This is a genomic window from Sediminibacillus massiliensis (genome assembly GCF_900156915.1).
Classification (GTDB): Bacteria; Bacillota; Bacilli; order Bacillales; family Amphibacillaceae; genus Sediminibacillus_A; species Sediminibacillus_A massiliensis.
This window is the reverse complement of the sequence record NZ_LT732535.1, coordinates 3,068,119-3,086,319: the sequence shown is the minus strand read 5'-3', so window position 1 is coordinate 3,086,319 and position 18,201 is coordinate 3,068,119. Positions and strand designations below refer to the sequence as shown.

Here is an 18,201-nt window from a genome sequence, read left to right as displayed (position 1 = left end):
GTTCCTCCTTTAATGCTCCAGCATACTTTCTCTGCATGCCTGCAACCATGTTTTTGCCATCAGCATGTCTCCGACCGAATTCATATGGACACCATCTGTCGTCAACGCTGATGTCTTCTGGTGTTCCAAAAAGGATATAAATGCTGCATGTGTTGGCACAAGGATTCCATCATACTTCTCAGCGAGCCTTTGTACGATTTCCACATACGGCTTTAATTTCTGATTACCTGCTGAGTCCGTATTTTCTTCAATAATGGTAGGTTCCATGAGAATCGGCAAAGCTTTCGTTTCTTTTTTTAATTGTTCTAATAATGCAACGTAAATTTGTTCAAAGCGTTCCGGCAATACCGGTTCCATTTCCGGGTGATCCAGCTGCCGCCACACGTCGTTGATGCCGATTGATACGGATACATAATCCGGAGATTGACTGATAACATCTTCTTCCCATCGGACAGCCAGCTCCGTGACTTTGTCACCGCTTACTCCCTTATTGACCACTTCCAAATGTTCAGCGTCTTCCTCCGTCAAAAAGTAATCCCGGATCAATCGGACATATCCATTCCCTATTCCTTCTTGATCTTCTCTTCTGCCGGAATCCGTTATGCTGTCCCCTATGAATACAATTCGCTTATTAGTATGCATCCTTGCAGCCTCCCCAAATTTTTTCACATCTCTTTCAAGTTAACTATACTCAAAAGGTGACAGTCAATTATTGTATTAGTAAAATATTAAAAGAAGGAGGCTACACTTACATAATGAAAACTATAAAAGAAACTTTTTACAATCTATCCCATCATAAGCTGTTCACAAACACAGTCATTTTCTTAATATTAATCAATGCTATTTTAATAGGCTTGGAAACCTATTCTTCCGTTATGGCCAATTATTCAAGCTGGTTATATGCAGCAGACCGGATTCTTCTCTGGCTGTTCACTATAGAAATCGTTATCAGGCTGATTGGCAGCAGATCACTAAAGACCTTCTTCAAAGAACCATGGAATGTGTTTGATTTTGTCATTGTGGCGGGAGGGCATTTGTTAGTAGGGGCCCACTATGTAACAGTATTGAGAATTCTTCGTATTCTAAGGGTGCTGAGAGCCGTATCGGTCATTCCTTCTTTGAGAAGAATGGTCAACGCACTCTTGATGACTATACCTTCAATGGGTACCATTTTATTGCTTTTATCGATTTTCTTTTACATATATGGTGTAATCGGCACGATGTTATATTCATCGATTGCTCCAGAATATTTCGGAACATTGCATCAGTCTTTGCTGAGCCTTTTCCAGGTGGTCACCTTGGAATCATGGGCAAGTGGAGTCATGCGTCCTATCCTCGCCGAAGATCCATCCTCCTGGTGGTATTTTGTCACTTTTATCTTGATTGGCACCTTTGTCATATTCAACTTATTTGTAGGGGTGATTGTCAATAATGTGGAAGAAGCCAATAAAGCAGATCATCCTAACCCGACAGATGTCAGGCTCGACAAAGTCCAAAAGGAATTAGCAGAACTGAAAGAAATGCTTAAAAAAATGGAAAAATAAACGTAAAAAAACCTTCCCGGCCTAGTCCGGAAAGGTTTTTCATTTTTTTCCTGTTAAACAGCTTTAGCATTCAGCTTAACTTCAATATTTCCGCGGGTCGCCTTGGAATACGGACATACTTCGTGCGCTTTTTCCACCAGCTCCTCTGCCTCTTGCTGGCTAACACCTTTAATTTCGGCATTTAATGTCACGCCGATTTTGAAGCCGTTGTCTTCCGGGTCTTTCATAAAGTCAACATCAGCTGTAATTGTAGAATCAATATCCTTTTTCTGTTTGCCAGCCACTAAGTTCAAAGCGCCATCGAAACATGCAGAGTAACCTGCTGCAAAAAGCTGTTCCGGATTTGAACCCTTGCTTGAAGAGTCCTCCGCCGGGTTGACCAGGTTTAAATCGATAACACCATCATCAGATTTCACGCTTCCATTCCTGCCGCCTTTTGCTGTCGCTTGGGAAGTAAAAAGTACATCACTCATTCAGACCACTCCTTCGAATTTGAATTCTACTTGTATATTTTCCTTATTCTCATTTATTTTAAACACTTTTTCTCCAAACTTTTCCTGTAAATATCCTGTAAATATCCTGAGGCCGACGTATCTGTCCTGCATAATAAACACGTTCTTTACAAAAGCTAAGAAAAACGTATGAGAGGTGAAACCCATGCAGCCAAACCAACCAGAAACTAACAATTCTGAGAAAGATTACGAAAACCTGATCATAGAAGATGAAGCCGGTAACGAGGAATTATATGATGTAGATGCCGTCATCGAGATGGACAACAAAGAATATGTATTGTATTCTTCTGGCGAAAATATGAAAATGAAAAGGATTCTACACGAAGATGATGAAGAATTCCTGCTGGATGTATCGGAAGAGGAAATGGACAAATTAATGAATGCCTATGAAGAAGCACTGGCTGAGGATATCGACGAAACACATTGAGTGAGCAGGAGGCAAGACCATTGACACAACACCAAATTCAAGAGGCAATGGAGGCTGTGGACAGAGCCCGCAATTGGGTGGAACTTGCCCAGTCGAACCCAGCCGGCTACACGGAGTCTCAAAATCACTTGAATTATGCAGAACAACAACTTTCCAATGCCATCAGGGAATTAGATAGCTGCTCAGAGGATGACAGGCGGAAATTGCAGGCAGCTTCCGATTTATTAAGACTGCTGCAAGAAACCCAACAATCATTGCGCCTGCACTGAATTAACAGGAAGCTCTCCAACCTAATCGTTGGGGAGCTTTTTTAATTTCCTTTATTCATACAGTTCCTGTCAGATACAAAGACTCCGCCGTTGAATAAAACCAGTCACTCCCCCATACTCCATTATGGTACTAACGCACTTTCCCATCGCATATGATGTACAAGCCTGTTTATGGAGAGCCTACAGGCACAAACAGGCAGGAACTTTTGCGGTCGGTTGCATAGATATCTAGGAGGAGTGGATAAATTGGCGATATTTTTCAGTTATGTTTTTTTAGGACTTTCTTTAGCAGCCCCAATAGGACCAATCAATGCAGCTCAGCTGGACAAGGGTATAAAGAATGGCTTCCTCCATGCATGGCTGATCGGACTTGGTTCTGTAACTGCTGATATTTTGTATATGATCACCGTCTATCTAGGCATAGTCCATTTTCTGGAAACATCCTTTATGAAAACATTCCTTTGGTCATTTGGTTGTTTTGTCCTTTTGTACACTGGCGTGGAAAGCATGGCAGGGGCCAAGCATATAACTACAGAACAATCCCGTGATGAACAGGTATCCCTGACAAAAACCTTTTTCACCGGATTCTTCCTCGCCCTGTCCAACCCATTGACCATTCTGTTCTGGCTCGGCATCTATGGGTCAATACTTGCAAAAACAGCATCACAGTATGATACCTTCCACCTTATTTTATACAGTTGTGCCGTCATTACCGGCCTTGTCATCTGGGATATTACGATGGCGCTGATCGCTAGCAGTTTCCGGAATTTATTAACAAAGAAGACATTGGTATGGATATCTTTTTTATCAGGTCTTTCTTTGGTGGGTTTCGGAATTTACTTCGGTTACCAGGCGTTACAGGCATTGTTCCATTTTTAACCGTTCAACGTTCCATCCTGAATTGTAAATAAACCATCATAATTATCTTGCACGTCTCCTCTTCAAAAAAAGGGGAAGCAGCTGCTTCCCCTTTTTCCTGATGGCTGTCAGGCCCAGATGGGTCTTCGAATAGTTTGAGGCAATTCTGCATCCCCTCAAACTCCACAAAGAGATAAGGCAATACCTAACCGAATATGATGCGACCCAGTCGCCAATACAACGTTGGCATCTATACTAGCAGGTCATGCGTTCTAAATAAGATGAATTAGTCGTGATGATGGTGTTGATTTTCGATGATTTTCACCAATTCGGTTACTGCTCGTTCTAGCTCTTTGATGCGTTTTTCGAAGCGATGCAGCAAGTAAATTGTAATAGCTATCGGAAAACCTAAATTGCTGATTAGTTGGATGTAATTAAAGTTCTCGAACATAATCCAACCCCCTCCTGGTTCCCACCATATTAAGATTTCAAGCACTCTAATAAGAGGCTTGCTTCTTTATATGTTGAAAATCAAGGAGATGAACCGGACAACCACCCTCTGTTCTTTATAAATCCATGTCAGCGGAAGAGAGAGCCCTCATTATCAGGCTTTTTCCATTTCTTTCTCATTGCCAATGTAACCAGGCCGATGACAGCAAGGAAACCTACGCTGACAAAAAAGCCAGGTCTGCTCGTATTGTGAAACAAAGTACCGGTTACCGCCAATAAGATGAGAAATATACCAATATAACGAATAACCGCTTGTACACCCGACGGCTCCATCAGCTTTCTGAAGGATAAAAGGATAAACAGCCATGTGTACAAAAGCATCAACCCAGCTGCAGTCGTAAAATACTCATAAATTTTCTCCGGCAGCAACAAGGAAACGACAATCGAAAGGATAAGCCCGCAGGTGGTCATGCCGAGAGCCCGGTATGGCATGTTTCGTTTGCTGACCTTTGAAAAAAATGCGGGAGCATCTCCATCTTTGGACAAGCTGACAAGTATCGTCGTAATCGCGAATAAAGACGCTACCATTGTGGAAAAGCCGGCGATAATCAAAGCGCCATTGAAAACGTGGGGGACAAATGAAATATGGTATTTATCCAATGCCAGTATAAAGGGGCTTTCATCGGTAGAAAAACGATCCCAAGGCACTAAGTACAGAGCAAGGCCGAGCGAAAGGATGTAAACAAAGGCAAGGGAAAAGAGCATCACTTTACCTGCTTTGGGTGCCTCCTTAGGTTCTTTTAATTCATTTGCCATAATCCCCATCACTTCTATTCCTCCAAATGCGTAAAAAGCAAAGATTAATGCTGTCCAAAAACCAATCAAGCCATTTGGGAAAAATCCGCTGTAACCTAAAGAAAAAGAAGCAGCTTCTTTGTGGCCATTCAACACTCCGGTCACTGCCAGGACTGCAATAATGATAAACATCACAATTGCTGCGACTTTCACCACTGCGAAGATGTTTTCAAACTTCTCAAACCCGCTGACACCCGTTAAAATGACGATTAACCCAAGTCCTCCATAAATACATGCCAGAACCCATAGTGGCACATTAGGAAACCAGAACTGTGAAAAGATTCCCAAGGCAGTCAACTGGCTGCCCATAATCAACATTTCAGAAGACCAGTACACCCAGCCATTGCTGAAACCGGCCCAATGACCGAAGGCTTTTTTGGCATATGTCCGGAAAGAGCCTTCAACAGGATGCTCGGCAGTCAACCGTGCCAATGAATCAAATACGATATATGTACCGGCAGCAGCCAAGATAAATGCAAGCAATACAGAAGGTCCGCCTTGCTTAATCGCAATGCTTGAACCTAGAAAATAACCCGTTCCGATAATACAGCCAATACCGATCAGAGAAAGCTGCCACCATTTAATTTTTTTCTGTTTAGTTTTGCCCATAGAAAAATCCCTCCGTTCATCTGCCTTATTGTTGCAGAGAACGGAGGGATTTATTCAGCAAATAACCCTTGACTGTTTATCCAGTTCTTCCTTTAAGTCATGCTTCCCTGTTTTCGGCTTGTGCGGCTCTTTCCTGGGCAGGTGTCGTTCCTTTGATGAACAAGGATAACAACAGGCCAACTACGGATAAAACAGTTGCCACCCAAAACGCTACATTCACACCGTGAATCAATTCAGAAGCTGTGGCACTTTCACCCGCATCAAGAGCTGCACTTGTCATGACAGTAACCAGGATAGCTGTTCCAATAGATGCTGCAACTTGTCGCATCGTATTGTTCATTGCCGTGCCATGGGGAATCAATTTTAATGGAAGCTGGTTCAATCCAGCAGTGGTGACAGGCATCATAACCATCGACATACCGAACATCCTGATGCCAAACACGACGGTTAAGTAGACCAGCGATGTTTCAGTCGATAAATTGGTGAATAGAAACGTTGTCACAGTCATAATTGTCAATCCGATTATCGCCAGCCAACGGGCCCCCACCTTATCGAAAATTCTTCCTGTTATTGGAGACATGAAACCCATCAGCAGGGCCCCGGGCATAATCATAATCCCGGACTCTAAAGCCGAGTAGTTCATCATATTCTGCATATAGATGGGTAGAATCGTTTCAGACCCGATTAACCCCATGAAAACGATCATTCCTATAGCAGTCGTAATGGTGAATGTCTTGTACTTAAACACTCTGAACTCCAAAATGGGTTGTTCCAGTTTGAACTGACGTAAGATGAACAGTGTGAGCGAAACTGCCCCTACAGCCAGGGAGACAACCACCTGGGTACTGTCCCACCCGCTGTTCCCGGCACTGCTGAAACCATACAATAGTCCACCGAACCCTAAAGAAGAAAGGAGTATGGAAAGGATATCCACTTTCGGGAACGTTCTGCTTGTCACATTTTTAAGGGCAAAATATGCAAAGATGATATCGATAATAACTATTGGCAAAATGATAAAAAACATGAGCCTCCAAGGATACGTCTCTACAATCCATCCGGATAAAGTCGGCCCGATAGCCGGAGCAAATGAGATAACAAGTCCTACGTTTCCCATTGCAGCCCCCCGTTTTTCAATCGGAAATATCGTCAAAAATACGGTCATCATCAATGGCAGCATAATTCCTGCACCAGCCGCTTGTATGACTCTCCCTACCATTAAGAGAAAAAAGGAAGGAGCAATGCCGCATATCAACGTTCCGACAGCAAACAAGGTCATGGCTGAAAGGAACAATTTCCTTGTGGTGAAAGTTTCAATTAAAAAGGCTGTTATCGGAATCATGATCCCATTGACCAGCATGAAAATGGTTGTTAACCATTGAGCAGTATTTTCGGAGATTTGAAAATCACTCATAATATGAGGAATGGCAGTAGCCATCAAAGTTTGGTTCAATATAGCGACAAACGCACCTGCAATCAGTACGGCGACAATTGGAAATCTATTTTCGACAACCGGGTTTTCTTCTCCCATGTAATCACTCCTATTCCTTAACTTTTAACGATCTATCGATTTTGTGGACAATGCTTTGTAATGCCTCTTGTCTTTCGAGGAAGAGAAGCAGTGATTTCATTAAAAACGGCCGGGGTTGCGTCTCTTCTTTCTCATGTGCAAGATAATCAACCGCCTCTGCCAATTCCTGTTTTTCCTCCTCCGGGACATTAAGCTGCTCAATTTTTTCTTTTAACTCAGATATTAACGAATCAATTGTAAAGGCTTTGTCGATTGTTTGATTTTCAAAATCAAATTCCTCATATTCTTTCATTAAATGCGGGGTGAAGACAGGACTTTCTTCCAGCCTTTTTTCTACCATTGCATCTAAGGCATGGACGATAAACTCTGCCACTCTTTCCAACTGGACTGGTTTCCGCTCTTGGACAGTCATCTGGATAAACTCTTTGACCATTCCTTGAAAGGCAATGGTCAAATCCCAAATAAATGGCTCTGCTTGTTCCGCATATGCCTTCAGGAGCAAATTTTTGTGCCATTTGATCATGGCCATCCTCGTGCGCTTCATCAGACTTAAAATTTGACCATCGTCCTTTTTAGGGAGGGACTTATACAACACGTTGAAAAAATCCCGATTTTCGAGCATTCCCTCCAGTTCGATCACAATGGTTCTGATAAACACTTCACTTGGTGACAAGGAGTTGTCTAAATGGATGTTTCTTGCCCTTTCAAACATTTTCCCATGATTGTACTCAAACAATTGAATCAGCAGGTCTTCCTTGGAATCAAAATATTTATACAGAGAGCCTTTAGAAATGCGGCAGTCTTCGGCAATCTCCTGCATCGATGTGGAAAAATACCCTTTTCTCGAGAAGTGCTTTATGGCGGATTCCATAATTTTTATTTTTTTATCATTCATCGAATCATCACCTTTTATGACTTATCGGTCAATACAGAACCGGTTAGTTTTATAAGAGACTATTGTGCATTATATTACCGTGAACAGCACGTGTCAATTTAAAAAACTGAACAAATCAATCACCATCCCCAAGCAAACCAAAAACGACACTAACCCCCCTCTTCCTCGAACTCATTTTCACAATTGAGGGAAACTGCGACATAGTGACAATTCTATTTTGTGAAGTTTTCACTCCTTCTGATTTTAGTTGAGTGCTAACCCAACGCTGCGGTAAAATACTCGCTTTCCACGGGGAACGCTTCAGCCTCCTCGCTGGCAAAAAGCGCCGACTGCGGGGTCTTCAGACTGTTCCTTTCCCGTTGGAGTCTCGCATTTTACCGCAGCTTTTAATGGCATTCTTTAATAGGAAGAGGAAATAACCCATGTTAGATATATTGAAGGACCACTTCTCACTTGATCAGAAAGTCTATCTTGAGCGGAGGAAAAATGCGACACTCCTGGGGGAAGAGCAGCTTCCGAAGACCCCGCAGTGAGTGCGTTTTGCTCACGAGGAGGCTGAGGTGCTGCCCCCGGAAAGGGAGTATTTTTCCGTAGCGCTGGCCTACCATTTAATACGAAGAGGATGGAAGGAAGCCACACTGAAGTTATGTCGCAGTTTATGGTTTTTGTGTAAAAGCAACAAGTTTTGAAGAAACAGCCATAAACTTAGAAAGTATAGGTTTCATAAAGGAGGTTTATTATCGATGGATGAATCACGTTCATACAAGAAATATAGTCAATTCCCACCCCAGCATCAGCCGCAACAGCCCGGAATCGAATCACTGATGGTTCCAAGACCGATTATTGAAGACCCTGAATATAAAGGATCCGGAAAACTGAAAAACAAAGTCGCCATCATTACCGGTGGGGACAGCGGAATAGGTGCAGCCACCGCAATTGCTTTTGCTAAAGAAGGGGCCGATATTGTGATTGTTTATTACTATGAGTACGAAAATGGCGATGCATATCGGACCAAACGACGGGTTGAATCCTTAGGGAGACGGTGTTTGCTGTTGGTGAAGGATTTACGCGAACCTTCCAACTGCCGGGAGGTCGCAGCTGAAACGATCCAGTGCTTTGGCAAAATAGACATTTTAGTCAACAACCATGGTGTACAGTTCCCTCAGGAGAGTTTACTGGATATCAGCGATCAACAATGGGATGACACGTTCAAAACAAATATATACGCCTTTTTCTACTTAACAAAAGCAACTCTTCCCTATCTAGAAAAGGGTAATGCCATAATCAATACTACATCGGTTGTCTCCTATGAAGGAAACAAAAGATTGATTGACTACTCTGCAACAAAAGGGGCAATCGTGGCATTTACCCGGGCATTGTCCCAAAACCTGGCCCAAAAGGAAATCAGGGTGAACGGTGTTGCTCCCGGGCCGATTTGGACACCTTTAATTCCAGCTAGTTTTCCTCCAGATTTAGTAGCATCGTTTGGGAAAGACGTTCCTTTTAAACGGGCCGGCCAACCTTACGAACTCGCTCCTGCTTATGTCTATCTTGCTTCATCTGATTCCTCTTATGTATCTGGACAGATAATCCATGTCAATGGTGGAACGATGGTGAGCTCCTGAACACCGACAGCAGCATTCTCCGGAATATGCTGCTGTCCCGTTCTGAAGTATATTCCTTTACAACCTTTTCACAGTTCGGCATTATATCAGTAAAGGAGGATGTTAACATGCAAAACTTTACATATTACAATCCAACGAAATTGATTTTCGGTAAAGGACAATTAGATCAATTAAAGACGGAAGTACCCCAGTACGGCAAGAAAGTCCTTATGGTATATGGGGGCGGAAGTATCAAACGTAACGGACTATATGACCAAGTTAAAAATACGTTGGCTGAAATTGGTGCAGAAGTTTTCGAACTTTCCGGGGTAGAGCCCAATCCTCGTGTTTCCACTGCCAGAAAAGGGGTGGACATCTGCAAAACGGAAGGTATTGAGTTTCTTTTAGCAGTCGGCGGCGGGAGTACGATCGACTGTACAAAGGCAATCGCAGCTGGCGCTAAATATGATGGGGATGTTTGGGACATCGTTACGAAACAGGCACCTGCAGATGATGCTTTGCCATTCGGTACCGTACTGACACTTGCAGCAACTGGTTCAGAAATGAATGCCGGCTCTGTCATCACTAACTGGGAAACAAACGAAAAATATGGATGGGGAAGTCCACATACCTTTCCGAAATTTTCCATATTGGATCCAGTTAATACGTTCTCTGTACCGAGAAATCAAACCATTTACGGAATCGTTGATATGATGTCCCATGCTTTGGAACACTATTTCCACCATGAGACCAACACGTTGCTTCAGGACCGGATGGTAGAGTCCATCCTGATTACCGTAATGGAAACAGCTCCGAAGCTGCTCGATGACCTGGAAAGTTATGAACATCGTGCCACCATTCTTTACAATGGAACAATGGCTCTTAACGGTGTAGTCAACATGGGATACCGCGGCGATTGGGCTACACACAATTTAGAACATGCTGTATCGGCAGTTCATGACATCCCGCACGGCGGTGGCCTGGCAATCATTTTCCCTAATTGGATGAAACACTGTCTGGATGAAAACCCGGCACGTTTCAAACAGCTGGCTGTTCGTGTGTTCAATGTGGACCCAGAAGGAAAATCAGATAGAGAAGCCGGTCTTGAAGGGATTGAAAAACTCCGGGAATTCTGGAACAGTATCGATGCGCCGTCACAGCTCCGTGATTATGACATTACAGAAGACAGCATCGAATTGATGGCCGAGAAAACAGTCGTCGCCAATCCGGAATTTGGCAACTTCAAAAAATTGAACAAAGAGGATTCCTTGCAGATCCTACGTGCAAGCCTTTAAGAACAAGTAAACCCCCAGGGATTAGTACCCTGGGGGTTTTAAACAAACGTTTGATTAAATACTAGTCTTCTCCGTTCTACCTACTTCCTCAAACGGGAAAAAACGGACTTTTTTCTCCTGGCAAAATTGAACAATCGGCTCCGCCTCCAAAAAAGAATCCGGTACAAAATCAGCCATCCCATCCATATCCAAATCAAGGATTGCCTCCTGCACATCCCAAGGCTCGTGCTTGATTGGCCCTTTCAAGACTTTATCCCCCTTTATTGTCCAAAGACAATACCTTTCTACAAGCCAGTGAGTCAGTGACCCTTCTCTCGCAGTTGACTTTTGAGAAATTGGTTTATAATGGGCGGAAAAAGAGGCAGGGTGGGCACCTTTTTCCGTTCTCCTGCTTGTAAACAAAATTCCATGCTTGTTACGCTCTTTTCTCATTTTCGCCTTGAAATAAGGAAGCGAAAATAACTTTCTCGCCCCCGCTACAGCAATGTCACTGCTCGCATCAAGTGAAAAAAAGTAAACTCCCGAATCCCCTTTGTAATTTACATAGGTACGGACATTCAATTCCAAAAAAGAACTAAACGGAATGGGTCCGGGCATGCCGCGAAAACGATTAGACGTTCCGTAAAACGGAACGATACTGAGCCATGCCTGGCCATCATAAGTTTCCACTTCGAACTCGTCAGGTACCTGAGTTCGTATCGATTCATATGGTACCGGCCAATGGATAAATAACAAATCATTCCACTTTTGAGTAGCTACCCACGGCTTCCATTTGGTTTCCGTCCTCATATACTATCAGCTCCTATTGTATGATAGTTATTCCTTGCCCATCCTTATCCCTTTTAAACATCAGCAAAAAAGCTGCCATACCGGACACTATCCGATACAACAGCTTACATTCAATCATTGTTATTGCTTTTCTCTTCCGTTTCTTGTGGCAAAGGGTCGATCGTGTGTTTGTAAGCATAACCCTTTGAAGTGGTCAGAAGCGATAAACCTATAACAAGCGCCACAATGATCACACTTATAATCGAAACAGTCACCATCATCTATATCACTCCATTGATAATGTTTCACGTAAAACAAAGAATCAGAAATTTCCCAACTATTCATCAGTTTTCAGACTGCACTTCAAGTATATCATCGATCTTATTTAACACAATAAAATATTCTATTTCTTCCCCAAAAAACAGAAAACCCGTTTTTAAAAGGGGGATTTAGGTAAAATACAATTAAGAAAGAAAAAAGAGGTGAGTTTATGGAACAAAGCACTATCAGAAAAACAGCAGAAGATATTTTGGACAGTAATTTGATCGGGACATTATCAACTGTAAAAAATGACAAGCCTTTCTCCCGCTATATGACCTTTTTCAATGACAACTTAACTCTGTACTCAGCTACAGATAAAGACACCCATAAGATAGAGGACATCGACCAAAATAACAATGTCCATATCCTTATTGGTTATAAAGGAGAAGGCCTGGACGACTCTTACCTGGAAATCGAGGGAAAAGCGTCTATCGAAGAATCTGCGGAGATCAAGGGAAAGATTTGGAATGACAAACTGGATCCATGGTTTGACGGTCCAGAAGATCCAAACTATGTTGTTTTAAAAATCACCCCAGAAACAATCCGTTTAATGAATACAAGTGAAAAAGAGCCACAAATTCTTGATTTATAAAAAAACATCCGGTCTCTCTTTGGAGATCGGATGTTTTTAACTAGTGGATTTACCAACATACATTCGGACTGCATCACTTAATTTATTTATTTTCTTTGACTTGAAAAGCCACTTAAAATCATTGATCATTTGAGCATGTAAAGGTTTGACTCCGCATATAATGCTGTCCTGCCCCATCACTCCGATGGTTTTAATCAATTCTTCCAGCGCGGCCATGCCGGATCTGCTGATTTCACCTACTACTGTAAAGTCAAATAAAATATAATGGAATTCTGAATGATACAAAGAATCTACAATTCCGCCTGAAATCGAGTGAAGCTTTTTGGAAGACAAGTCGCCGAATAAAGGAACTACTGCGACTTCTTTACTAAGTGGGATGAAAGGACCCGACAGTTTATCCGCTCGATCAATAGCCTGCTCCAGCTCTTCCTTTTTTTCCAATAAAGCAAAGTCCGTTTCCGCTAAACGATCCCTCAACCCTTGCAGTTGCCGAGAAACGTTGCCGACATTGGTGTTTGGTTCCTGACAAATAATGTGACCTTCTTTTTCGAACCATTTGATATCCAATTGAAAGGCTACAGCTGGGTCATTTTTTGTTTTTAAAACAAGTTCGATACTGTTCACTGGGATTTCGGGTGTGATATTTCTCGCTGCCTTTTCCTGGCTCCCCTCATCCACAAGGCTCATAAGGCCATCTCCATGCAAAAATTTAAGTTTGGATTCCTCCGACATAGCGGTGATTCGGTAGTTTTCGTCTATCTTGAAATATGGCAGAGGTAAGTGTTCAACTTGCTCCATTTACTTTTACCTCCTGTCGATATTCATCAAGCCATGCATCCATTGCATAAAGGTCCTTAAACAATTCTGTTTCCTTACTACAGTAATTATATAAATCATATGTGGATGCAAGTCTTCCTCCAATAATGACTTTCGGGGAAAACTCCAGAGCTTCCAGTTCTTTAACATACCGTTTGAGAACAGGCAGCCTGTAATGAAGCGCTACAGACAACCCGATTACGTCCGGCTCCCATGATTCTGCGCTAGATATGGCATATTCCAACGGAAGGTTTGCACCGAGCAAACGTACGTCCCAGTTTTTCTCTTCACACAGTGCTGCAGCCATCTTTGTTCCGAGCATGTGTTGTTCCTTCTCTAAACACAGAAACATGATTTTCCCTATTTTCTTTTTTTGTTGGTTTCTAAAAGAAAAACTGTAACGTGAGAGAACAAAATCACAAACACTTGTAGCAAGATGTTCATCAGCGACAGAAATTTCGTTATTTTGCCACAAGTACCCTACATACTGCATAGCATTTGTAACGATTTCCATGTAGATGGCAAGGCTATCTCTGCCATCCTCGCTTATTAACCTGAACGCACCTTCATCTTCGCCGGCTAGCAGGAGCTGTGCAAATTCTTTCCACCTATAGTCCATTATCACAGTCCTCCTCCCACTTGCTTTCTTCTCTTTTTTGAAGCGCTGTGATGGCCGACTCAAGTGCCTTTTTATAAGATTTTTCCTGTTCAGGATCCAATTTTCCTTCCACGGCAATGGCAATTCTTTCAAAGTTGTCGATAAGATGGTCAGGCTTCATCCCTCTTACGCATAAAATGTCATTCAGCCAGATAGCATAATCGACAAAGATTGCCGGATCTTCGACCTGATAAGCGGTTTCCAAGTGATGGATATGATGCTGATTATCTTCCCTGCATTTTTGTCTGCCCTGTTCTCCAAACCTTTGTAGTAATTGAGGGTATTTTTTGTAAATGCCCGCGACCACTTCATCAAGAATGCTTTCAATGGGGCTTTTCTGCAAAGTCATTCAGCCACCACCTGATATTTATGGACTTTTGGTACAATATTAGCCAGTTCTTTATCCGGATATTTCTTTTCGAGCTCGTGTATTCTTTTGTAATCTTCCCCTGTTACCCAGTCCAGATAATCCTGTTTCTTTTCCCATAAAATCTGCACCGTCAATTCACCAGGCTGGCGGTCGTTTTGCAAAAGAGAAAAATTGATGAATCCCGGCGCTTTATCGACCAGACCAGACCTGTTTTTATAAATAGCAATTACTTCATCGGCCTTTTCCGGCGGAACTTCAAATATCGAATGGACAACGTACATATAATAACACCCTTCGCCAATAAAAGTTGTATCTTGTGTAAAGTGACTCTATTCTCATTCGTTTAAATTAAACTGCTCAGTTGAGGCAAATTGCGACACAACTCTCAGTATGGCTTCTTTCCATCCTTTTCGAATGGAGTGGTAGTCCACGCTGCGGAAAAATAAAAGGTCTTCGGCGGGACGAGTAACCGCAGCCTGAATAAGTCGAAAGCTATAACTGCTCCGGTAGAAAACATCGCTTTCCGCAAGCACGGCCTCCATCAGGGTGCTACTTGAATAAGCATCCTTGCTCCCTTGGGACTGCGGTTACTCGTCTCATCGAAGCCCTTTTGGGACTGGGACGAATTCACACGAAAGAAAGTTAGCTAGTTCGCAGTTTATAGTTTTTGCTCGATAGAAAACTTGTCTAGATTCTACAATAATTATATACTATCATGAATTTTCTTCCGCTATAAACCTTTAAGGCTTTGAATAAAGAAAGCACCATCTTCCTTTATCTGGAACAAGGAAGATGGTGCTTTTGATTATATGGAAAAGCTTTATGGTTTTAACACTACTTTGATATTTCCATCGGCTTTTTCGTCAAAAATCCGATAGGCTTCAGAAGCGTCGGATAAATCCATTCGATGGGTAATAATATCCGTGGGATCGACATAACCGTTTTCCACCATATTATACAATTCAGGCATTAAGTGAATGACAGGCGCCTGTCCCATTTTCAAGGATACATTTCGAGAGAAGAAGTCCCCTAACGGAAAAGAGTTAGCATCCGTACCGTAAACACCTGTCAGTTGGACCGTTCCGAATTTCCGGACTGCTTCAGAAGCAGTGATGATCGGCCGTATCGTTCCGACTTGGTTATCATGCTCTGAACCAAAAGTTTCCCCTTCTGGAACGGTACCATCCATACCCACACAATCGATTACCACGTCTGCGCCACCTTGGGTTTTTTCATTAAGAAGAGCACCGAGCTCACTATTGTTGCTAAAGTCATATACTTCGACATTGTTTGTTTTTCTGGCGTGTTCCAGCCTATGGGGTACTTGATCCACTCCAATAACCCGGTCTGCCCCTTTCAACCAGGCGAACTTCTGTGTCATCAAACCAATAGGACCACAGCCGAGAACTACTACTGTATCTCCTTGTTTCACACCACTGTTTTCCACACTCCAATAGGAAGTTGGAATGACATCAGATAAAAACAGGACACTTTCATCATCCAATTCACTATTATCCGGAACTTTAAAAGAAGTGAAATCAGCATAAGGAACCCGAAGGAACTCTGCTTGCCCTCCCGGATAGTCTCCAAACATTTCAGAGTAACCGAACAAAGCCCCTGCATCACTGTGTGGGTTGGAATTATCGCATTGGCTTTCCATTTGGTTCTTACAATAGAAGCATTCTCCGCAGCCTATATTGAAAGGGATGACCACTCGGTCGCCTTTTTTAAGGTTTTTCACTTGAGAGCCTACTTCTTCGACTATTCCCATTGGTTCATGGCCGATTACATAATCTTCTCCTAATGGGATACCACCTTTCATCAAGTGAAGATCGGAACCACATATACCTGACGCGGTGATTCTTACAATCATATCGGTATTTTCTTGAATAGTGGGATCATCCACTTTTTTAACTTGGATATTATCTTTTCCTTGAAACGTTACTGCTTTCATTCTGTTGTCACTTCCTTTCTGTCATTTATTACCTGATTCCTCCCTTGGCTGTTATATAAACATGAACTCTTAAAGAGCGATTAGTCTTTTTCTGTATTGGGTATTTACTCATTATAGAAGCAATCGGTAGAAAGGATGGTGTAGATGAGTATTTATTCACAAGAAGCACTTAAAGGAAAGCATGCGCTGATCACAGGTGCCACCGGGGGAATCGGCTATGCCACGGCCCTCATATTGGCTCGAATGGGGGCAGCCATTACGATAACTGGAAGAAATGAGGAAAAACTAACTGAGCTGTCATCAGCGATTACAGAAGAAAACCCAAGGGCCCAAGTCTTCTCTTTCAAAGCGGATATAGGGAAACCAGAAGACAGAGAAAACCTGTTGAATACAGCCGAAGAAGCAAACGGGACTATCTCCCTGCTCGTCAATTCGGCCGGAATAGCTGGCGGCGGGCCTGTAGAGGACTTGAAACAAGAAGATTTGGAAAAAGTCATGCATCTTAACTACACGGTACCAGTTCTCCTCTCCCAGCAAGTATATAAAAGAATGAAAGGGCAGGAGAAAGGGGCAATTGTAAATGTATCTTCCTTATCCGGCCTGAGAGGAACATATGGAAACACTGCCTACGCAGGTTCCAAATTTGCTTTGATCGGCTTCACTCATTCCTTCTCACTCGAAGCAATAGAGCATGGTATCAGAGTAAATGCTGTATGTCCCGGATATGTTGATACTGAAATGGGCAGAAATGCCATCAAGAAGAAAGGAGATAAACAGGACCGTTCCTTTGAAGAACAGTTAGAAATAACCGAAGAAGGACTTCCTTCCGGGCGAATTACCACACCAGAAGAAGTTGCTAATGCCATTGCCTTTTTATTAACAGATGCTTCTGCCAACATTGTCGGGGAATCCCTGAAAATTTCCGGAGGCAGTGTACTGCGTTAATGATTGTAACATTAAACACCCCGTCGATGAGACGGGGTGTTCTTGTCCTTACCATCTATTGACCATCTTGTAAAACTAGTAAATTATCTTTACCTGCCACTTCCTCTGCCGCTTCATAGTATTCAAGAACGGCGTCGACATATTTGATATCTCCGTAACAAGCATCATTCTCTTCCGATTCCGGTCGGATACAACGAAAGTCAATGTCGGACTTCAACTTTTCATACATTTCAGCGGAATAGGATATTGCCAGTTCTTGTGAATACCGGCCTCCCCGCTCCATTACATAATCAATGAAACCAGGCCCGAAATTATATGATTGCAGGGCCAACTTTACGTCACCGTCAGCCTTGTCCAACACATAAGAAAAATGGGCTACACCTTGCTTGATTGATAGTTCAGGGTTGTCGATGCATTCCCGCTCTCCGCAGTAACTTTCTGATGCCTGCATAGGATCCTCTCCTCGCCCCCCGGACTCCTGCATCATCAAAGCAAGGACAATTCCTGTATATTGCTCTTTACCGTGATCTGCCAAATATTTATTGACCAAATTTTTATAATCCACAACCTGTTCAGTTAGTTGAGCCGAATTTGTTTTCTCTCCCGTACCGCCGCTTTGTTCAGAAGCTAAACCAGCAGCAAAAAAGAGCATAAAAACAATTCCTAATACGAGAAATGAACCAATCAGACTGTTAGTGAGCTTTCTCCAAAAGGAAAAACCATTCTTTCTATTATATTTCGGCACATCGTTTCCACCTTAATCTATTTTCTTCTATTATAATCTCTCACCGGTTGGCGGAAAAGACTTACGCTATATTTCCAGAATAATAACCCAAGAGATTGGAATTTTACCGATAAAATATGCTTTGGCCCTTCCCGATTTATCATTTTCAGCATATAAAAATATATAGCCATATTTCTTTTGACTCTC

Annotated in this window: 23 protein-coding genes; 8 read left to right on the top strand and 15 right to left on the bottom strand. The window is 42.5% G+C overall.

Going from position 1 to position 18,201, the window contains the following annotated elements; genetic code table 11:
- Positions 1-9 precede the first annotated feature (9 nt).
- A complete protein-coding gene (locus CZ434_RS16125) occupies positions 10-642 on the bottom strand; it encodes an SGNH/GDSL hydrolase family protein (RefSeq protein WP_077624091.1) in 633 nt (210 codons plus the stop codon).
- Between the two features lie 113 nt (positions 643-755).
- Here CZ434_RS16125 and CZ434_RS16120 point away from each other — a divergent pair, with 113 nt between their 5' ends.
- The gene (locus CZ434_RS16120) at positions 756-1,544 is read left to right on the top strand and encodes an ion transporter (RefSeq protein WP_077624090.1); all 789 of its coding nucleotides are present in this window, start codon (positions 756-758) and stop codon (positions 1,542-1,544) included.
- 53 nt (positions 1,545-1,597) lie between these two features.
- Here CZ434_RS16120 and CZ434_RS16115 read toward each other — a convergent pair whose 3' ends face one another.
- The gene (locus tag CZ434_RS16115; RefSeq protein ID WP_077624089.1) at positions 1,598-2,017 is read right to left on the bottom strand and encodes an organic hydroperoxide resistance protein; all 420 of its coding nucleotides are present in this window, start codon (positions 2,015-2,017) and stop codon (positions 1,598-1,600) included.
- A gap of 184 nt (positions 2,018-2,201) precedes the next feature.
- On the opposite strand from CZ434_RS16115, the gene CZ434_RS16105 reads away from it, so the two are divergent.
- From CZ434_RS16105 to CZ434_RS16095, 3 genes are all read left to right on the top strand, one after another.
- Entirely contained in the window at positions 2,202-2,483 is a 282-nt protein-coding gene (locus tag CZ434_RS16105; RefSeq protein ID WP_077624087.1) for a DUF1292 domain-containing protein, read from the top strand.
- A gap of 20 nt (positions 2,484-2,503) precedes the next feature.
- Positions 2,504-2,752: a hypothetical protein gene (locus tag CZ434_RS16100; RefSeq protein ID WP_077624086.1), complete on the top strand. Its 249-nt coding sequence runs from the start codon at positions 2,504-2,506 to the stop codon at positions 2,750-2,752.
- Positions 2,753-2,998: 246 nt separating this feature from the next.
- Positions 2,999-3,631: a LysE family transporter gene (locus tag CZ434_RS16095; RefSeq protein ID WP_077624085.1), complete on the top strand. Its 633-nt coding sequence runs from the start codon at positions 2,999-3,001 to the stop codon at positions 3,629-3,631.
- Between the two features lie 4 nt (positions 3,632-3,635).
- Here the strand turns inward: CZ434_RS16095 and CZ434_RS22260 are convergent, their stop codons facing one another.
- The 5 genes from CZ434_RS22260 to CZ434_RS16075 form a co-directional block, all read right to left on the bottom strand.
- Positions 3,636-3,782 (bottom strand): hypothetical protein, encoded by a 147-nt coding sequence (locus CZ434_RS22260; protein WP_179107294.1) that lies wholly within the window; start codon positions 3,780-3,782, stop codon positions 3,636-3,638.
- Between the two features lie 114 nt (positions 3,783-3,896).
- Positions 3,897-4,061: a YvrJ family protein gene (locus tag CZ434_RS16090; protein ID WP_077624084.1), complete on the bottom strand. Its 165-nt coding sequence runs from the start codon at positions 4,059-4,061 to the stop codon at positions 3,897-3,899.
- 128 nt (positions 4,062-4,189) lie between these two features.
- On the bottom strand, positions 4,190-5,524 hold the full coding sequence (locus CZ434_RS16085; RefSeq protein ID WP_077624083.1) for an amino acid permease: 1,335 nt from the start codon (positions 5,522-5,524) through the stop codon (positions 4,190-4,192).
- A 97-nt stretch (positions 5,525-5,621) separates the two neighbouring features.
- The gene (locus tag CZ434_RS16080) at positions 5,622-7,052 is read right to left on the bottom strand and encodes a DHA2 family efflux MFS transporter permease subunit (RefSeq protein ID WP_077624082.1); all 1,431 of its coding nucleotides are present in this window, start codon (positions 7,050-7,052) and stop codon (positions 5,622-5,624) included.
- 10 nt (positions 7,053-7,062) lie between these two features.
- Positions 7,063-7,947 carry a TetR/AcrR family transcriptional regulator gene (locus tag CZ434_RS16075; RefSeq protein ID WP_077624081.1) on the bottom strand — a complete coding sequence of 295 codons (885 nt, stop codon included), beginning with the start codon at positions 7,945-7,947 and terminating at the stop codon, positions 7,063-7,065.
- A gap of 743 nt (positions 7,948-8,690) precedes the next feature.
- Between CZ434_RS16075 and CZ434_RS16070 the strand changes: the two genes are divergently transcribed.
- Both CZ434_RS16070 and CZ434_RS16065 read left to right on the top strand, forming a co-directional pair.
- A complete protein-coding gene (locus CZ434_RS16070; RefSeq protein WP_077624080.1) occupies positions 8,691-9,572 on the top strand; it encodes an SDR family oxidoreductase in 882 nt (293 codons plus the stop codon).
- Between the two features lie 107 nt (positions 9,573-9,679).
- A complete protein-coding gene (locus CZ434_RS16065; RefSeq protein ID WP_077624079.1) occupies positions 9,680-10,846 on the top strand; it encodes an iron-containing alcohol dehydrogenase in 1,167 nt (388 codons plus the stop codon).
- Between the two features lie 54 nt (positions 10,847-10,900).
- On the opposite strand, the gene CZ434_RS16060 is transcribed toward CZ434_RS16065, so the two are convergent.
- On the bottom strand, positions 10,901-11,635 hold the full coding sequence (locus tag CZ434_RS16060) for a YqjF family protein (protein WP_077624078.1): 735 nt from the start codon (positions 11,633-11,635) through the stop codon (positions 10,901-10,903).
- 110 nt (positions 11,636-11,745) lie between these two features.
- On the bottom strand, positions 11,746-11,895 hold the full coding sequence (gene ytzI / locus CZ434_RS16055) for a YtzI protein (RefSeq protein ID WP_077624077.1): 150 nt from the start codon (positions 11,893-11,895) through the stop codon (positions 11,746-11,748).
- Between the two features lie 209 nt (positions 11,896-12,104).
- On the opposite strand from ytzI, the gene CZ434_RS16050 reads away from it, so the two are divergent.
- Positions 12,105-12,527 (top strand): pyridoxamine 5'-phosphate oxidase family protein, encoded by a 423-nt coding sequence (locus CZ434_RS16050; RefSeq protein ID WP_077624076.1) that lies wholly within the window; start codon positions 12,105-12,107, stop codon positions 12,525-12,527.
- Between the two features lie 36 nt (positions 12,528-12,563).
- Here CZ434_RS16050 and CZ434_RS16045 read toward each other — a convergent pair whose 3' ends face one another.
- The 5 genes from CZ434_RS16045 to CZ434_RS16025 form a co-directional block, all read right to left on the bottom strand.
- The gene (locus CZ434_RS16045; protein ID WP_077624075.1) at positions 12,564-13,325 is read right to left on the bottom strand and encodes an STAS domain-containing protein; all 762 of its coding nucleotides are present in this window, start codon (positions 13,323-13,325) and stop codon (positions 12,564-12,566) included.
- A complete protein-coding gene (locus CZ434_RS16040) occupies positions 13,312-13,962 on the bottom strand; it encodes a cobalamin B12-binding domain-containing protein (protein ID WP_077624074.1) in 651 nt (216 codons plus the stop codon). Before CZ434_RS16040 ends, CZ434_RS16045 begins: the two co-directional genes overlap by 14 nt.
- Positions 13,952-14,350 carry a globin family protein gene (locus tag CZ434_RS16035; RefSeq protein WP_077624073.1) on the bottom strand — a complete coding sequence of 133 codons (399 nt, stop codon included), beginning with the start codon at positions 14,348-14,350 and terminating at the stop codon, positions 13,952-13,954. The genes CZ434_RS16040 and CZ434_RS16035 overlap by 11 nt, the downstream gene beginning before the upstream one ends.
- The gene (locus tag CZ434_RS16030) at positions 14,347-14,652 is read right to left on the bottom strand and encodes an antibiotic biosynthesis monooxygenase family protein (RefSeq protein WP_077624072.1); all 306 of its coding nucleotides are present in this window, start codon (positions 14,650-14,652) and stop codon (positions 14,347-14,349) included. Before CZ434_RS16030 ends, CZ434_RS16035 begins: the two co-directional genes overlap by 4 nt.
- Before the next feature lie 539 nt (positions 14,653-15,191).
- A complete protein-coding gene (locus CZ434_RS16025; RefSeq protein ID WP_077624071.1) occupies positions 15,192-16,325 on the bottom strand; it encodes a zinc-dependent alcohol dehydrogenase in 1,134 nt (377 codons plus the stop codon).
- A gap of 144 nt (positions 16,326-16,469) precedes the next feature.
- On the opposite strand from CZ434_RS16025, the gene CZ434_RS16020 reads away from it, so the two are divergent.
- A complete protein-coding gene (locus tag CZ434_RS16020; RefSeq protein WP_077624070.1) occupies positions 16,470-17,270 on the top strand; it encodes an SDR family NAD(P)-dependent oxidoreductase in 801 nt (266 codons plus the stop codon).
- A gap of 55 nt (positions 17,271-17,325) precedes the next feature.
- Here CZ434_RS16020 and CZ434_RS16015 read toward each other — a convergent pair whose 3' ends face one another.
- Positions 17,326-18,015, bottom strand: coding sequence for a lysozyme family protein (locus CZ434_RS16015; RefSeq protein ID WP_245831008.1), 690 nt, complete (start codon positions 18,013-18,015; stop codon positions 17,326-17,328).
- Positions 18,016-18,201 lie beyond the last annotated feature (186 nt).

What these genes read in the sequence shown, in the direction of transcription:
- CZ434_RS16090 (WP_077624084.1), bottom strand. Translation starts at nt 4,061, where the DNA reads ATGTTCGAGAACTTTAATTACATCCAACTAATCAGCAATTTAGGTTTT.
- CZ434_RS16035 (WP_077624073.1), bottom strand. Translation starts at nt 14,350, where the DNA reads ATGACTTTGCAGAAAAGCCCCATTGAAAGCATTCTTGATGAAGTGGTC.
- CZ434_RS16085 (WP_077624083.1), bottom strand. Translation starts at nt 5,524, where the DNA reads ATGGGCAAAACTAAACAGAAAAAAATTAAATGGTGGCAGCTTTCTCTG.
- CZ434_RS16115 (WP_077624089.1), bottom strand. Translation starts at nt 2,017, where the DNA reads ATGAGTGATGTACTTTTTACTTCCCAAGCGACAGCAAAAGGCGGCAGG.
- CZ434_RS22260 (WP_179107294.1), bottom strand. Translation starts at nt 3,782, where the DNA reads ATGCAGAATTGCCTCAAACTATTCGAAGACCCATCTGGGCCTGACAGC.
- CZ434_RS16080 (WP_077624082.1), bottom strand. Translation starts at nt 7,052, where the DNA reads ATGGGAGAAGAAAACCCGGTTGTCGAAAATAGATTTCCAATTGTCGCC.
- CZ434_RS16075 (WP_077624081.1), bottom strand. Translation starts at nt 7,947, where the DNA reads ATGAATGATAAAAAAATAAAAATTATGGAATCCGCCATAAAGCACTTC.
- CZ434_RS16060 (WP_077624078.1), bottom strand. Translation starts at nt 11,635, where the DNA reads ATGAGGACGGAAACCAAATGGAAGCCGTGGGTAGCTACTCAAAAGTGG.
- CZ434_RS16065 (WP_077624079.1), top strand. Translation starts at nt 9,680, where the DNA reads ATGCAAAACTTTACATATTACAATCCAACGAAATTGATTTTCGGTAAA.
- CZ434_RS16040 (WP_077624074.1), bottom strand. Translation starts at nt 13,962, where the DNA reads ATGGACTATAGGTGGAAAGAATTTGCACAGCTCCTGCTAGCCGGCGAA.
- CZ434_RS16120 (WP_077624090.1), top strand. Translation starts at nt 756, where the DNA reads ATGAAAACTATAAAAGAAACTTTTTACAATCTATCCCATCATAAGCTG.
- CZ434_RS16045 (WP_077624075.1), bottom strand. Translation starts at nt 13,325, where the DNA reads ATGGAGCAAGTTGAACACTTACCTCTGCCATATTTCAAGATAGACGAA.
- CZ434_RS16050 (WP_077624076.1), top strand. Translation starts at nt 12,105, where the DNA reads ATGGAACAAAGCACTATCAGAAAAACAGCAGAAGATATTTTGGACAGT.
- CZ434_RS16125 (WP_077624091.1), bottom strand. Translation starts at nt 642, where the DNA reads ATGCATACTAATAAGCGAATTGTATTCATAGGGGACAGCATAACGGAT.
- CZ434_RS16025 (WP_077624071.1), bottom strand. Translation starts at nt 16,325, where the DNA reads ATGAAAGCAGTAACGTTTCAAGGAAAAGATAATATCCAAGTTAAAAAA.
- CZ434_RS16070 (WP_077624080.1), top strand. Translation starts at nt 8,691, where the DNA reads ATGGATGAATCACGTTCATACAAGAAATATAGTCAATTCCCACCCCAG.
- CZ434_RS16020 (WP_077624070.1), top strand. Translation starts at nt 16,470, where the DNA reads ATGAGTATTTATTCACAAGAAGCACTTAAAGGAAAGCATGCGCTGATC.
- CZ434_RS16105 (WP_077624087.1), top strand. Translation starts at nt 2,202, where the DNA reads ATGCAGCCAAACCAACCAGAAACTAACAATTCTGAGAAAGATTACGAA.
- ytzI (WP_077624077.1), bottom strand. Translation starts at nt 11,895, where the DNA reads ATGATGGTGACTGTTTCGATTATAAGTGTGATCATTGTGGCGCTTGTT.
- CZ434_RS16030 (WP_077624072.1), bottom strand. Translation starts at nt 14,652, where the DNA reads ATGTACGTTGTCCATTCGATATTTGAAGTTCCGCCGGAAAAGGCCGAT.